Annotated in this window: 12 protein-coding genes; 9 read left to right on the top strand and 3 right to left on the bottom strand. The window is 71.2% G+C overall.

The features are described 5' to 3' along the window. Positions 1–72 precede the first annotated feature (72 nt). Positions 73–627, bottom strand: coding sequence for a metallopeptidase family protein (locus tag ACWF79_RS18530; RefSeq protein WP_453729161.1), 555 nt, complete (start codon positions 625–627; stop codon positions 73–75). A gap of 289 nt (positions 628–916) precedes the next feature. Between ACWF79_RS18530 and ACWF79_RS18535 the strand changes: the two genes are divergently transcribed. The 6 genes from ACWF79_RS18535 (at position 917) to ACWF79_RS18560 (ending at position 7,273) form a co-directional block, all read left to right on the top strand. After that, entirely contained in the window at positions 917–1,345 is a 429-nt protein-coding gene (locus ACWF79_RS18535; RefSeq protein WP_453729162.1) for a DUF3499 domain-containing protein, read from the top strand. A gap of 120 nt (positions 1,346–1,465) precedes the next feature. After that, entirely contained in the window at positions 1,466–2,833 is a 1,368-nt protein-coding gene (locus tag ACWF79_RS18540) for a phosphomannomutase/phosphoglucomutase (RefSeq protein ID WP_453729163.1), read from the top strand. 116 nt (positions 2,834–2,949) lie between these two features. Beyond that, the gene (locus ACWF79_RS18545) at positions 2,950–3,132 is read left to right on the top strand and encodes a Trm112 family protein (RefSeq protein WP_361961009.1); all 183 of its coding nucleotides are present in this window, start codon (positions 2,950–2,952) and stop codon (positions 3,130–3,132) included. A 529-nt stretch (positions 3,133–3,661) separates the two neighbouring features. After that, positions 3,662–4,849 (top strand): SIS domain-containing protein, encoded by a 1,188-nt coding sequence (locus ACWF79_RS18550; protein ID WP_453729164.1) that lies wholly within the window; start codon positions 3,662–3,664, stop codon positions 4,847–4,849. A 240-nt stretch (positions 4,850–5,089) separates the two neighbouring features. Further along, the gene (manA, locus tag ACWF79_RS18555) at positions 5,090–6,241 is read left to right on the top strand and encodes a mannose-6-phosphate isomerase, class I (protein WP_453729165.1); all 1,152 of its coding nucleotides are present in this window, start codon (positions 5,090–5,092) and stop codon (positions 6,239–6,241) included. A gap of 66 nt (positions 6,242–6,307) precedes the next feature. Next, complete coding sequence (locus ACWF79_RS18560; protein ID WP_453729166.1) at positions 6,308–7,273, top strand: cation diffusion facilitator family transporter; 966 nt, start codon at positions 6,308–6,310, stop codon at positions 7,271–7,273. A 243-nt stretch (positions 7,274–7,516) separates the two neighbouring features. On the opposite strand, the gene ACWF79_RS18565 is transcribed toward ACWF79_RS18560, so the two are convergent. After that, entirely contained in the window at positions 7,517–9,481 is a 1,965-nt protein-coding gene (locus ACWF79_RS18565) for a fructose-specific PTS transporter subunit EIIC (protein ID WP_453729177.1), read from the bottom strand. A 471-nt stretch (positions 9,482–9,952) separates the two neighbouring features. Here ACWF79_RS18565 and ahcY point away from each other — a divergent pair, with 471 nt between their 5' ends. Further along, entirely contained in the window at positions 9,953–11,410 is a 1,458-nt protein-coding gene (gene ahcY / locus ACWF79_RS18570; RefSeq protein ID WP_453729167.1) for an adenosylhomocysteinase, read from the top strand. Between the two features lie 153 nt (positions 11,411–11,563). Further along, a complete protein-coding gene (locus ACWF79_RS18575) occupies positions 11,564–12,190 on the top strand; it encodes a hypothetical protein (RefSeq protein WP_453729168.1) in 627 nt (208 codons plus the stop codon). Positions 12,191–12,200: 10 nt separating this feature from the next. Here ACWF79_RS18575 and ACWF79_RS18580 read toward each other — a convergent pair whose 3' ends face one another. Continuing rightward, positions 12,201–13,112, bottom strand: coding sequence for an RDD family protein (locus ACWF79_RS18580; RefSeq protein WP_453729169.1), 912 nt, complete (start codon positions 13,110–13,112; stop codon positions 12,201–12,203). Positions 13,113–13,231: 119 nt separating this feature from the next. Between ACWF79_RS18580 and ACWF79_RS18585 the strand changes: the two genes are divergently transcribed. Further along, positions 13,232–14,239, top strand: a complete 1,008-nt coding sequence (locus ACWF79_RS18585; RefSeq protein ID WP_453729170.1) for a stage II sporulation protein M — start codon at positions 13,232–13,234, stop codon at positions 14,237–14,239. Positions 14,240–14,688 lie beyond the last annotated feature (449 nt).

The raw sequence follows: 14,688 nt of genomic DNA on the forward strand, positions 1-14,688 counted from the left end.
CAAGCGTGCGGCCACCCGGGCGGGGCAGTGCCTGCCCCACCCGGGCGGGGCAGTGCCTGCCCGCCCGGGGCGTCAGTCCTGCCCGTACCGAGGATCGACGGACTCCGGCGACAGGCCCAGCAGCTCCGCCACCTGCTCCACCACGACCTCGTGGACCAGCAGGGCCCGCTCGTCGCGGCTCTTCGAGCGGATCTCGACGGGACGCCGGTAGACGACGACCCGGGCCGGGCCGTCCTTCGCGGCCGGGGCCGAGCCGCCCAGCGGCACCGCCTCGCCGGGCGCCGACGGCGGCACGTCGAGCACCAGGAACTCGACGTCCGCCAGCTGCGGCCAGCGCCGCTCCAGGCGCTCCACCGAGTCGAGGACGAGATCGCGGAAGGCGTCGGCCCGGCTCGCGGACAACGGCACCTGCGGTGGGGCGACCGGCCCCCGCATCCCGCGGCCATGACGGTCGCGACGGCGCGGCCGTGGCTCCACCGGAGCCGGGCGCGCCTCGGCGGAGGCGGAGGCGGACCCGCCCACGCCGGACTCACCCGCGCGGGACTCACCCGCGAGAGCTTCGCCGGAGTCGCCCGTGTGGGACTCGGCCGGGCGGGACGAGGGGCGCGGCGGCACAGGACTGTCCATCACTGACGCAGCGTAACTCTCCTCGGTGTCCCACGACCGTGGCGCACACGTGCCACCTCGATGTCGCCCCACCCCGGCTGTCGATAGTTGAACATTCCAGCCAAGCGCGGGCTCGATTCCATAGGTTCCCGCGATCGGCCATCTGGCGGTCGTTGACCGGATTCCTGTCGGACGTTGTCCGGATCGACCGTCGTGCCCACCCTCGTCATCCTCCTTACGCGCAGGTCAGAACGGCCACCCCGGAAGGGCCCGTGTCCGAGGTCACACCGCGACACGGTGGAGTGACCTGGTGGGGAGTCGTCGCGGCCCGCTCAAGAGTGCGGTACCGTCCAACGTCGTGAGCCCTGTACGTCGCTGTTCGCGCACCGCGTGCGGCCGCCCTGCCGTCGCGACACTGACGTACGTCTATGCCGACTCGACTGCGGTCCTCGGCCCGCTCGCCACCTACGCCGAGCCCCACTGCTACGACCTGTGCGCCGAGCACAGCGAGCGCCTCACCGCGCCGCGCGGCTGGGAGGTCGTCCGGCTCTCCGACGGCTCCGCCCCGACGCGCCCCAGCGGTGACGACCTCGAAGCCCTCGCCAACGCGGTACGGGAGGCGGCCCGCCCCCAGGAACGCACGGCGGAGGCCGGAGGCAAGGGCGGCGGTCGCGGCGGGGACCCCGTGGAGGTCGGCCGCCGAGGCCACCTGCGCGTCCTGCGTTCCCCCGACAACTGAGAACCGCCCACGCGCGGCCGAAGGCGCTCTGCCCTCCCCAGTACGGCCCCCGGTAGGTTGGGCCTCCGTACACGCGCCGCACACGCGTGCCGACGCAGGCGTATTCAGGAGGGTTGTTCCGTGGCTGCTGATCTGTCGCAGATCGTGAAGGCGTACGACGTCCGCGGGGTGGTGCCGGATCAGTGGGACGAGACGCTGGCGGAGCTGTTCGGCGCCGCGTTCGTCCAGGTGACCGGCGCGGACGCGATCGTCGTCGGACACGACATGAGGCCTTCGTCGCCCGGCCTCTCGGGCGCCTTCGCCCGGGGCGCGGCGCGGCTCGGCGCCGACGTCACCCTGATCGGGCTCTGCTCGACGGACCAGCTCTACTTCGCCTCCGGCAGCCTGAACCTGCCGGGTGCGATGTTCACCGCCTCCCACAACCCCGCCCAGTACAACGGCATCAAGATGTGCCGCGCGGGCGCGGCCCCCGTGGGCCAGGACACCGGCCTCGCCGAGATCCGCTCGCTGGTCGAGCGCTGGCAGGAGGAGGGCGCGCCCGAGCCGGCGGCGACGGAAGGCGCGATCTCGGAACGGGACACGCTGAAGGACTACGCGGCCCACCTCACGGCGCTGGTCGACCTCACCGCGATCCGCCCCCTGAAGGTCGTCGTGGACGCCGGCAACGGCATGGGCGGCCACACCGTCCCCACCGTCTTCGAGGGCCTCCCGCTGAACCTCGTACCGATGTACTTCGAGCTCGACGGCACGTTCCCGAACCACGAGGCCAACCCGCTCGACCCGGCCAACATCGTCGACCTCCAGGCCCGCGTCCGCGCCGAGGGCGCCGACCTGGGCCTCGCCTTCGACGGCGACGCCGACCGCTGCTTCGTCGTCGACGAGCGCGGCGAGGCGGTCTCCCCGTCCGCGATCACGGCGCTGGTCGCCGCGCGTGAGCTGGCGAAGCACCCCGGCGGCACGGTCATCCACAACCTGATCACCTCCTGGTCGGTCCCCGAGGTCGTGCGCGAGAACGGCGGCGCGCCGGTCCGCACGCGCGTCGGCCACTCCTTCATCAAGGAGGAGATGGCGAAGACCGGCGCGATCTTCGGCGGCGAGCACTCCGCGCACTACTACTTCAAGGACTTCTGGAACGCCGACACGGGCATGCTCGCGGCGCTCCACGTCCTTGCCGCGCTCGGGGGCCAGGACGGCCCGCTGTCGGAGCTGGTCTCCTCGTACGACCGCTACGCGGGATCGGGCGAGATCAACTCCACGGTCGCGGACCAGGCGGCCCGGACGGCGGCGGTCAAGGCGGCCTACGCGCACCAGGACGGCGTCACCCTCGACGAACTGGACGGCCTGACGGTGGCGGCGGCCGACTGGTGGTTCAACCTCCGCCCCTCCAACACCGAACCGCTGCTCCGCCTGAACGTGGAGGCCCGCGACGCGGCCACCATGGCCAAGGTCCGCGACGAGGTCCTCGACCTGGTCCGGTCGACGGACTGACCCGCTCTCCCACCGGGGGACAGGCGCACGGCCGAGCCGCGCGCCTTGTCCCCCGGCGGTAGGCTGACCTGGCCCAAAGGGCAGCACCACCATTCGTTTGTTCGAAGGGACACCTCATGCCGCTCGAAGCCGGCCTCCTGGAGATCCTGGCCTGCCCGGCGTGCCACGCGCCGCTGAACGACCGCACGGCGGCCGACACCCCCGAACTCATCTGCACCAGCCCCGACTGCGGCCTCGCCTACCCGGTCCGCGACGGCATCCCAGTCCTCCTGGTGGACGAGGCCCGCCGCCCGCAGTAACCCGCCCCACCGGTCGGCGGCGAGCACCACGGCGGGTCGGTGCTCCGACGGACGGCAGGTCGCGGGCTTCGGTTGTCCGGAGGACGGCAGGCCGGGAATGGTTGGTCGTCCTACGGACGGCAAGCCTCAAACGGCAGGCGGTCTGACGGACGCCACGCCGGGGACGGCCGGCGGTCCTGAGGACGCCAAGCCCGGAAGGTTGGTGGTCCTGGGGACGGCAGGCCGCAGACGGTCGGCGGTGGCGGTCCTACGGACAGACGGTCGCCGACGGCGAGGCACCACCCACAGGTGGACCGTCAGTCGACGTCAAGGTTGTACGGGTGGTGCGGGTGGGAAGAACAAGCCCGGCCGGAGGCCGGGCGCACCCCACCACCCCGCACCCCACCACCCCGCACCCCACCACCCCGCACCCCACCACCCCGCACCCCACCACCCCGCACCGGCCACCACCGTCCACGAGCCGCACCGCCCACGAGCCGCACCCGCCCCCACCCCCGAGCCCGCAACCCGCCCCCGACCCGGAGGCCCCATGCTCGACGAGACCCTCCTCGACGCCCCGGACGCCCTCGCCCTGGCCGACCGCCGCAGCCTCCTCCGCGGCGCCGCCGAAGCCGGCGCACGGGTGCGGACCGCGGCCCGGCACGCCGCCGAAGCCGGCATCTCCGAGCTCACCCCCGAGGGCCGCCCCCGCGCCGTCCTCGTCGCGGGCCCCGGCACCGCCGCCGCAGGCGTCGCGGACCTGGTCGGCGCCCTCGCAGGCGCCGCCGCCCCCGTCATCCGCCTCCAGCCCACCGGCGTCGCGCCCGCCGCCGGCGCCCTGCGTTGGGCCCTCCCCGGCTGGGCGGGCTCCGTGGACCTCCTGCTGATCCCGACCACCGACGGCTCCGAGCCCGGCCTCGCGCTCCTCGCCGAGCAGGCGTACCGGCGCGGCATCACCGTCGTCGCCGTCGCCCCCAAGACGGCCCCGCTCGCCGAGACCGTCAGCGCCCCCCGCGGCCTGCTCGTACCGATGGCGATGGCCCCGCACGAGAGCCCGGAGGAGTACGAGGAGACCCTCGCCGCCGGACCGGGCGCCCTGTGGGCCCTGTTCACGCCGCTCCTCGCGCTGCTGGACCGCGTCGGCCTGGTCGAGGCCCCGTCCGGGACGCTGGAGAAGGTCGCCGACTGCCTGGACCGTACGGCGGAGCGCTGCGGCCCGGCCATCGCCACGTACAGCAACCCGGCCAAGACGCTCGCCGCCGAGCTCGCCGACTCGCTGCCGCTGATCTGGACCGAGGGCGACGCCGCAGGCCCCGTGGGCCGCCGCTTCGCCGCCGTCCTCGCCGAACTGGCCGGCCTGCCCGCCCTCGCCGCCGAACTGCCGGAGGCCCTGCCCGCCCACGGCGTCCTGCTCGCGGGCGACTACGCGGCCGGCGCCGACCCCGACGACTTCTTCCGCGACCGAGTGGAGGAGCAGCAGGCGCTGCGCGCCCGGGTCGTGCTGCTACGCGACCGCCCGGCGGTCGCGGGCGGCCTGACGGCCGCACCGGCGGCGCGCGAACTGGCCCTCAGCCACGGCACGGCCATCAGCGAACTGGAACCGCTGGTGTCGGAGGAGACACCGGGCGAGGCCGGCGAACTCCTGGAGACCCTGGCCGAACTCCTCGCGGTGACGGACTTCGCCGCCATCTACCTCTCCCTGGCATCAGCAGGCATCGCACCCCCACACCACTCCTGACGCACCACCACCGTCCCCACCCACACCACCACCGTCCCCACCCACACCACCACCGTCCCCACCCACACCACCACCCACACCACCACCCCGCCCCACCCGTCACGACGCCGCCACGTCCCAAACGCCCCACCGCCACCTCCATCACGCACCGCACCACGTGCAACCGCACCACGTGCCCGCCGCACCACGTGCAACCGCACTCCGCGCCACCGCACGCACCGAGGAAAGCTGGAAGGCTCCATGGACCGCCTCGTCAACACCGTTCGCCCCTACGCCTGGGGCTCCACCACGGCCATCCCGGAACTCCTGGGGACCCCGCCCACCGGCGAACCCCAGGCCGAGATGTGGATGGGCGCCCACCCCGGCGCCCCCTCCCGCACGGAGCGCGGTCCCCTCAACGAGGTCGTCGAGGCCGATCCCGTACGCGAACTGGGCGCGCCGGCCGTCGAGAAGTTCGGCCCGCGCCTGCCGTTCCTCCTCAAGCTGCTCGCCGCCGGCGCCCCGCTCTCCCTGCAGGTCCACCCCGACCTCGCCCAGGCGAAGGCCGGATTCGCCGCCGAAGAGGCGGCCGGTGTCCCGATCGACGCGCCGCACCGCAACTACAAGGACGCCAACCACAAGCCCGAACTGATCTGCGCCCTCACACCGTTCCACGGCCTGTGCGGCTTCCGCGACCCGGTCGAGGCCGCCGACGCGATCTCCGCGCTCGGCGTCGACTCCCTCAAGCCGTACGTCGACCTGCTGCACGCCCACCCTGAAGAGGCCGCGCTGCGCGAGGTCCTGACCGCCTTGCTGACCGCCGACCCGGAGGAGATGGCGCGCACCGTCACCGAGGCCGCGGCCGCCGCCGAACGGCTGGGCGGCGCCCACGCCCCGTACGCCGCGCTCGCCCACCACTACCCGAGCGACCCGGGCGTCATCGCCGCCATGCTGCTCAACTTCGTCCAACTCCAGCCCGGCGAAGCCCTCTACCTCGGCGCGGGCGTGCCGCACGCGTACCTCGACGGCCTCGGCGTCGAGATCATGGCCAACTCCGACAACGTCCTGCGCTGCGGCCTCACCCCCAAGCACGTCGACGTTCCGGAGCTGCTCAAGATCGTCCGCTTCGAGCCGACCGACCCGGGCGTCCTGCGCCCCGAGGCGTCGCCGTCGGGCGAGGAGGTCTACGACACGCCCATCGACGAGTTCCGCCTCTCCCGCTTCGTACGGGCCGAGGGCGCGGCGCCCACCGACGTCACCGCCACCACCCCGCAGATCCTGCTCGCGGTCGCGGGCCGCCCGAAAGCGGGCGAAGTGACCCTGGCACCGGGCGAGTCCGTGTTCGTACCGGCGGGCGAAACGACCGAACTGTCCGGTACGGGAACGGTCTTTCGCGCCACCGTCGTCGCCTGATGCAACAATGACCGGCCGTATGGCGGCAACAGTGCCGGAGTACCGACGAAGGGAACACGTACACCCATGAGCGCGTCAGGCGGAACCAAGGCGATCGTGGCGGCGCTCGCCGCGAATCTCGCGATCGCGGTAGCCAAGTTCGTGGCGTTCCTCTTCAGTGGTTCGTCCTCGATGCTGGCGGAGAGCGTCCACTCGCTGGCCGACTCCGGCAACCAGGGCCTGCTGCTGCTCGGCGGCAAGAAGGCCAAGCGCGAGGCGACCCCGCAGCACCCCTTCGGCTACGGCCGCGAGCGGTACATCTACGCCTTCCTCGTCTCGATCGTGCTCTTCTCCGTCGGTGGCATGTTCGCCATCTACGAGGGCTACGAGAAGATCAAGCACCCGCACGAGATCGAGGCCTGGTACTGGCCGGTCGGCGTCCTGGTCTTCGCGATCATCGCCGAGACCTTCTCCTTCCGTACGGCCATCAAGGAGTCCAACGAGGTACGCGGTGGGCTGTCCTGGAAGGAGTTCGTCCGCCGGGCGAAGGCCCCCGAGCTGCCGGTCGTCCTCCTGGAGGACCTCGGCGCGCTCGTCGGCCTGATCCTCGCCCTCGGCGGCGTCGGCCTGGCGCTCCTCACCGGCGACGGCATCTGGGACGGCATCGGCACCCTCTGCATCGGTGTCCTGCTCATCGTGATCGCGATCGTGCTGGCGGCGGAGACCAAGTCGCTGCTGCTCGGCGAGGCCGCAGGCGTCGACGACGTGAAGAAGATCGAGGACGCGGTCGTCGACGGCCAGTCCGTCACGCGCCTCATCCACATGCGTACGCTCCACCTCGGCCCGGAGGAGCTCCTCGTGGCCGCCAAGATCGCCGTCCGGGCCGACGAGACGGCCACCGACGTCGCCGCCGCCATCAACGCGGCCGAGGAGCACATCCGCGCCGCCGTCCCGATCGCCCGGGTCATCTACCTGGAGCCGGACATCTACAGCGAGTCGGCAGCGGCAGCAGGCACCAACCCGGCGAAGTCCCCGGGCGGCGCGGGCCACTGACGCCGGGAACGCCACGACGCGCGGCTCCGCCACCGGCACCCGCGCAACAGGCGCCCGGGTCACGGCACCCGCACTACAGGGGCCCGGGTCACGGCACCCGCGCAACAGGCGCCCGGGTCACAGCACCCGCGCAACAGAGGCCCGGGTCACGGCACCCGCACTACAGAGGCCAGGGTCGTCACGACCCACACAACAGGGGCCCGGGTCACCACGACCCGGGCCCCTGTCCGTTCCCGTCCCCGCCTACTCAACCTCCCCCAGCACCCGCAGAACGTCCGCCTCGTCGGCCGCCGCAAGCAACCGCTCCCGGAACCCCGGATCCATCAACTTGCGCGACAGCATCGCCAGGATCCGCAGGTGCTCGTCCCCCGCCGCCGCCTCCGGCACCGTGATCATGAAGATCAGCCGTGCCTTGGTCCCGTCCAGGGAGCCCCACTCCACACCCTCGGCCGACCGTGCGAAGCCGACGACCGGCGCGGTCACGGCATCGGTCTTGGCGTGCGGGATGGCGATCTCCTCGCCGAGCCCGGTCGTGCCCTGCTCCTCCCGCGCGAACGCGGCCCGCACGAGCCCGTCGAGGTCCGCGACCTTCCCGGTCGTGGCGAGCACGGCGGCCATCTCGCGGATGGCGGCGCCCTTGTCGCCGGCCTCCAACCGCACCTTCACGGTCTCCGCCGTCAGGTACCCGGACAGCACGTCGTCGCGTACGGAAGAGGCCACGGCCACCGCACCGGCACCGCCCCCACTCCCGGCAGGCGCACCCGCAGCCCCAGCCGACACGAGCGCACCCGCCCCTACCCCCACACCGGCACCGGCACCCCGGCCCCTCCGCCCCCGAATGTCGATCAACGCGTTCGTGGTCAACGCGGTGACCACCGTGCCGACGGCCACGGCCAGGAAGAACATCGGCGCACCCCCCACCGCGCCGAGCACCGCGACGATCGGCCCGCCGTGCGGCACCGCGTCCGTCACCCCGGCCATGCCCGCGAGCGCACCGGCCACCGCGCCACCGAGCATGTTCGCGGGGATCACCTGTGCCGGCCGCGCCGCGGCGAACGGGATCGCGCCCTCGGAGATACCGAACATGCCCATGAAGAGCGACGCCATCCCGGTCTCCCGCTCCTGCTCCGAGTACAGCTTGCGCCGCATCAACGTCGCGAGTCCCTGCCCCAGCGGCATGACCGGAATCGCGGCGGCGCACATGCCCATGACCGTCATGTTGCCCGTGGCGATGAGGCCCGCGCCGAACAGGAACGCCGTCTTGTTGACCGGCCCGCCCATGTCGAACGCGATCATGAGGCCGAGAATCGCTCCCAGCAGGATCGCGCTCGTTCCGGTCATCCCGCCGAGCCAGCTGGTCAGGTGCTCGAAGACCCAGGAGATCGGCCGGCCGATCACGTGGATGAAGAAGAGCCCCAGGGCCGTCGTCGCCACGATCGGGATCACGATGATCGGCATGATCGGCTGGACGAACTTCGGGACCTTGACCTTCTTGATCCACAGCACCAGACAGCCGGCGAGGAAGCCGGTCACGATCGCGCCGATGAAGCCCGCGCCCGCCTCGGAGTGGTACAGCGAACCGTCGTTGGCGATCCAGCCGCCGATCATGCCCGGCACGAGTGCCGGCCGGTCTCCGATCGCGTAGGCGATGTAGCCGGACAGGATCGGCACCATCAGCTTGAAGCCGATGACCCCGATGTTGTTGACGTCCATCCAGAAGGAGTCCTCCGGGATGACCAGCCCGTCGGGCGTCGCGTGCCCGCCGATGGCGAGCGAGATCGCGATCAGCAGCCCGCCGACCACGACGAACGGGATCATGTACGAGACGCCGTTCATCAGCGCCTTGTACGCAACGCTCCGCTCCTTCCCCCCACCGGAACCGGCGCCACCCCCACGACTCGCCGCACCACCAGTACGACCAGCCCCTCCCGCACCACCAGCCCCAGCGTCCTCGTGGACGGGCGCACTCCCCACCTGCTCGATCAGCCGCTCCGGATGGTGGATGCCCTCGGCCACCCCCACCGCCAGCACCCGCTTCCCCACGAAACGACTGCGGTCCACATCCTTGTCGGCCGCGATGATGACCCCGTCAGCGTGACTGACATCGTTGTCACTTAGCGCATTCTCGACCCCGATAGACCCTTGCGTCTCCACCTTGATCTCGACGCCGAGCGCCTCCGCGGCCTGCGCCAGCTTCTCCGCCGCCATGTAGGTGTGGGCGATACCCGTCGGACAGGCGGTCACCGCGACCAGCCTCACCTTCCGCCCCTCACGCGCTGGACTGTTCACAGGCTTCTCCTCGTACTCGACGTGCTGGTGCTGGTTCCCCAGCATCGTGCCTCGGATGGCAACGCTGTCAAAAGTCCGTAAGGCCCGGACGCACGCGCCACAGGCCCCGGCTGCACGGGCCACAGGACCCGATGTCGAGGCGGGATCCGGCCGAATCCCTGTACCGGGCGGACTGTGGGCCGCCGCGGTGATCGGTGTAGATTCGTGACCAGCCAGACGTCGCTGCTGATGGCGGTCGGGCGGTCCCGTGCGGACCGGCCGAGGGAGAGAGGGCCTCCGACGACTGCACCGCGTGAGTACTCGGGCATTCGTATGCCCGCGCCACCTCATCTCGCGGTGTCAGGCGCCCCGACCGACCCTCGAACCCGATCCACGAGGAGCAGCCCAGTCATGACGACTGCCGCCACCCAGCAGGACTTCAAGGTCGCCGACCTGTCCCTGGCCGCCTTCGGCCGCAAGGAGATCACCCTCGCCGAGCACGAGATGCCCGGCCTGATGTCGATCCGCCGCGAGTACGCCGAGCAGCAGCCGCTCGCCGGCGCCCGCATCACCGGCTCCCTGCACATGACCGTGCAGACCGCGGTCCTGATCGAGACCCTGGTCGCCCTCGGCGCCGAGGTCCGCTGGGCCTCCTGCAACATCTTCTCCACCCAGGACCACGCCGCCGCGGCCATCGCCGTCGGCCCGAACGGCACCCCCGAGGCCCCCGCCGGCGTCCCGGTCTTCGCCTGGAAGGGCGAGACGCTCGAGGAGTACTGGTGGTGCACGGAGCAGGCCCTGACCTGGCCGAACACGCCCACCGGCGGCCCGAACATGATCCTCGACGACGGTGGTGACGCCACCCTCCTCGTCCACAAGGGCGTCGAGTTCGAGAAGGCCGGCTCCGCCCCGGACCCGTCGACCGCGGACAGCGAGGAGTACGGCTACATCCTCCGTCTCCTCAACCGCACCCTCTCCGAGAACCCGCAGAAGTGGACGCAGCTCGCGTCCGAGATCCGCGGCGTGACCGAGGAGACCACCACCGGCGTCCACCGCCTGTACGAGATGCACCAGGCCGGCACGCTCCTCTTCCCGGCGATCAACGTGAACGACGCCGTGACGAAGTCGAAGTTCGACAACAAGTACGGCTGCCGCCACTCCCTCATCGACGGCATCAACCGCGCCACCGACGTCCTCATCGGCGGCAAGACCGCCGTCGTCTTCGGCTACGGCGACGTCGGCAAGGGCTGCGCCGAGTCGCTGCGCGGCCAGGGCGCCCGCGTCATCGTCACCGAGATCGACCCGATCTGCGCGCTCCAGGCGGCGATGGACGGCTACCAGGTCGCCACCCTCGACGACGTCGTCGAGACGGCCGACATCTTCATCACCACGACCGGCAACAAGGACATCATCATGGCGTCCGACATCGCCAAGATGAAGCACCAGGCCATCGTCGGCAACATCGGCCACTTCGACAACGAGATCGACATGGCCGGCCTGGCCGCGACCCCGGGCATCGTCAAGGACGAGGTCAAGCCGCAGGTCCACACCTGGACCTACCCGGACGGCAAGGTCGTCATCGTCCTCTCCGAGGGCCGCCTGCTGAACCTCGGCAACGCGACCGGCCACCCCTCCTTCGTGATGTCGAACTCCTTCGCGGACCAGACCCTGGCCCAGATCGAGCTCTTCACCAAGCCGGAGGAGTACCCGACCGACGTCTACGTCCTCCCGAAGCACCTGGACGAGAAGGTCGCGCGCCTCCACCTGGACGCGCTCGGCGTGAAGCTCACGACCCTCCGCCCGGAGCAGGCCGCCTACATCGGCGTCGATGTCGAGGGCCCGTACAAGCCGGACCACTACCGCTACTGATGCCGGGACCGACGGCGCCCGTGCACTGACGCACGCCCGTCACCCGCACCCGTAGAGGAGTAAGGCAGGCCCCCGCACCCCCGTGCCGGGGGCCTGCCTCGTCCGACCGGCCCGTACCCGGGCCTACCGCCCCACGAAGCACCCCGAGGACCCATGCCCCGCGGCCGCTATTCGCTCCATGATCCGCACGATCACACCCCCCTCGGCGAAGAACACTTCAACTGCGCGCCCGGCCCCTCCGGCTGGCGCTACGTCTCCCAGACCACCACCCCCTCGGGCGACCACGCCGGCTCCGTCGACCTGGCCATCGACGAACTCGGCCGCCCCATCCGACTCGAACTCCACGCCGCGAGCTGGCAGGTCCGCGGCGCCGCCATCGACGGCGTCACCTGGGTCCGTACGGACCCCACCGGAACCCACGCCACCGAAGGCAATGTGCGCGCCCACGCCTTCACCGGCACGTCCCCGGCGTTCCTCGTCGCGATCACGCGACTGCTGCGTCTCACCCCCACTTCCCCCGCGACCCGCATCCGGCTCGTCGCCTTCACGGATCCCGTGCTCGCCCCCCTCACGATCGACCAGTCCTGGGCCCTGATGAACAGTGAAGCGCATGCCACTGACAACGGCCGTCTGATCGTGGACGAGTACCAGGTCAACGCCCTGGACACGGGGGAACAGCACACGGTCCACATCGCCGGCGACGTGGTCCTGGCAGCCCCTGGCGTCGAACTGGAATCGCTCGACACCCCGCCGAACGTCTTCCCTGACGCGTGGAGCTAGGCGGCCCTGTCTAGGCGGGCGGCGCGAACCCGGTGGTACGTGGCGGCTCGACGGCAGGACCGGCCGGAGCAGCCTCCGTGACAGCCGGAACGATCGGAGCGACCGGACGACCGTCACCTGAAGCGGCAACCCCTCCAGCTCGACCCCCGACCCCCGCCCCCGTCTCCCTTCCAGCGGGGGAGAAGGCCCGCCGGGCGTCCCGAGCCTGCCGTTCGCCGACCACCCCGGCCAGATAGGCCGCCGCCGGCACACCGGCAGGCGGCGGAGTCCCCGTCCGCGCGACGAGCTCGTCGGCCAGCCGCTCCGCGATCCGCCGGCCCACATCCGGGTCCAGCTGCCGCACCCGCGTCAGGTACTGCCGTATCTCCAGCCACAGCCCGTCCGGCACGGCGGAGAGATCCAGCTCCGTGAAGCGCCCGGCGAGCCACGGCGGGGGAGGAGGCAGGAACGCGCCCCGCGCCGCCGGCACCCGCTCCCGTACGACGAGCGTCCCGGCGAAGACATCACCCAGCCGCCGCCCCCGGGCGGACACGAGCGAGGCGATACAGGCGACGACCCCGAACGTCATCAGGATCTCCACGACTCCCATCGCGCCCCGCACCAGCGCGTGCCGGAACCGGATCGGCCCGCCGTCGTCCCGCACCACCCGAAGCCCGCAGGCCATCTTTCCCAGCGACCGCCCGTGCGACAGCGTCTCCACGGCGATGGGCGCCCCCACCAGCACCAGCAGGAACGAAGCGATCGACATCGCCATCTGTGCGGCCTCGTCGAGCGATGCCGTGGCCATCGCGAGCCCGAGCGAGACGAGCAGATAGGCCGCCCAGACCACCAGCAGATCGAGGAACAGCGCCAAAGCCCTGCTCGGCAGCCGCGCGGGCTGCAACCCCAGGACGACGGCGTCCCCCGTCACTACCCCGCTCACGGCACCCACCCTTCTTCGACCTACCCGACCCGTCGGTACGACAGTCTGCCAAGCTGACCCGCAGCGCGCCGCAGTAGTACGGACCCGTACGCACCCAGTGCCTGGAGCAGCAGCCGATCATGGACCTTGACGTCTACGTCACCGCCCACCGCGCCGAGTGGGACCGCCTCGACCACCTCCTGCGTCGCGGCGGCACGCTCACCGGTGCCGAGGCCGACGAGCTCGTGTCCCTCTACCAGCGGACGGCCACACACCTCTCCCTGATCCAGTCCAGCGCCCCGGACCCCATGCTCACGGCCCGGCTCACCCAACTCGTCGCCCGCGCGCGAGCCACCGTCACGGGCACCCGCCGCTCGTCCTGGCGCGACGTGATCACCTTCCTTACGGCCGGATTCCCGGCCGCCGTCTACCGTTCACGGCACTGGTGGATCCCGACGGCCGTCCTCTCCACCCTCCTCGCGGTGGTCATCGGCTGGTGGATCGGTACGCACCCCGAGGTGCAGGCCGCCATCGGCGCCCCCGCGGAGCTGCGCGAGATGACCCGCCCGGGTGGCCAGTACGAGACGTACTACTCCAGCCACCCGGCGACGTCCTTCGCGGCCCAGGTGTGGACGAACAACGCCCAGGCCGCCGCCATGTGCCTGGTCCTCGGAGCGTTCCTGGGCATCCCGGTGCTCGCGGTGCTTTTCCTCAACATGCTGAACGTCGGCGTCGCCATCGGCCTGATGTCCTCGGCCGGCCGCCTCGACATCATGCTGGGCCTGCTCCTCCCGCACGGCCTGCTCGAACTGACCGCGGTCTTCGTCGCCGCCGGCACCGGACTCAAGCTCGGCTGGACCGTCATCGACCCGGGCCCGACCACCCGCAGAGCAGCCCTCGCCACACATGGCCGCGCGGCCGTCGGCATGGCCATCGGCCTCGCCCTTGTCCTGTTCATCTCGGGCCTCATCGAAGGCTTCGTCACCCCCTCCGGCCTCCCGACCTGGGCGCGCATCACGATCGGCGTCGCCGCCGAGCTGGCCTTCCTCGCCTACGTCTACGTCCTGGGCGGTCGAGCGGCCCGCAGGGGAGAGACGGGCGACCTCGACGACAGGGACCGCAGCGCCGAACTGCCGACCGCCGCCTGATGTGCGTACGACCCCGCTGACCTGCTAGTCTCATCTCCGCCCACGAAAGCTGTTGACACGGCCCGAGTGGGGAGGTAGATTTTAACGGTTGCCACGGACTGGACAAGTCCGGAGGCGCGAGCTAATATCTTTCTTGCTCCGGTCGAGGAGTCGGGAAACCGATACCGACGGAGCCACCCGATTCCTTATTCGAATCACGAAAGCCACCGATTAGGTCGGCCGGAATGAATCTGATAAAGTCGGAATCGCCGGAAAGGGAAACGCGAAAGCGAAGAACAGACCGGCAGCCCGCTCCAGCGGGTGGCAGAAACGGAAATCGGATCTGCTAAGCTGGAAACACGAAAGACCGAAGGGAAAAGCCCGGAGGAAAGCCCGAGAGGGTGAGTACGAAGGAAGCGTCCGTTCCTTGAGAACTCAACAGCGTGCCAAAAATCAACGCCAGATTAGTT

This window comes from Streptomyces sp. NPDC054975 (assembly GCF_053609105.1).

What these genes read in the sequence shown, in the direction of transcription:
- ACWF79_RS18530 (WP_453729161.1), bottom strand. Translation starts at nt 627, where the DNA reads ATGGACAGTCCTGTGCCGCCGCGCCCCTCGTCCCGCCCGGCCGAGTCC.
- ACWF79_RS18560 (WP_453729166.1), top strand. Translation starts at nt 6,308, where the DNA reads ATGAGCGCGTCAGGCGGAACCAAGGCGATCGTGGCGGCGCTCGCCGCG.
- ahcY (WP_453729167.1), top strand. Translation starts at nt 9,953, where the DNA reads ATGACGACTGCCGCCACCCAGCAGGACTTCAAGGTCGCCGACCTGTCC.
- ACWF79_RS18550 (WP_453729164.1), top strand. Translation starts at nt 3,662, where the DNA reads ATGCTCGACGAGACCCTCCTCGACGCCCCGGACGCCCTCGCCCTGGCC.
- ACWF79_RS18545 (WP_361961009.1), top strand. Translation starts at nt 2,950, where the DNA reads ATGCCGCTCGAAGCCGGCCTCCTGGAGATCCTGGCCTGCCCGGCGTGC.
- ACWF79_RS18565 (WP_453729177.1), bottom strand. Translation starts at nt 9,481, where the DNA reads ATGGCGGCGGAGAAGCTGGCGCAGGCCGCGGAGGCGCTCGGCGTCGAG.
- manA (WP_453729165.1), top strand. Translation starts at nt 5,090, where the DNA reads ATGGACCGCCTCGTCAACACCGTTCGCCCCTACGCCTGGGGCTCCACC.
- ACWF79_RS18585 (WP_453729170.1), top strand. Translation starts at nt 13,232, where the DNA reads ATGGACCTTGACGTCTACGTCACCGCCCACCGCGCCGAGTGGGACCGC.
- ACWF79_RS18575 (WP_453729168.1), top strand. Translation starts at nt 11,564, where the DNA reads ATGCCCCGCGGCCGCTATTCGCTCCATGATCCGCACGATCACACCCCC.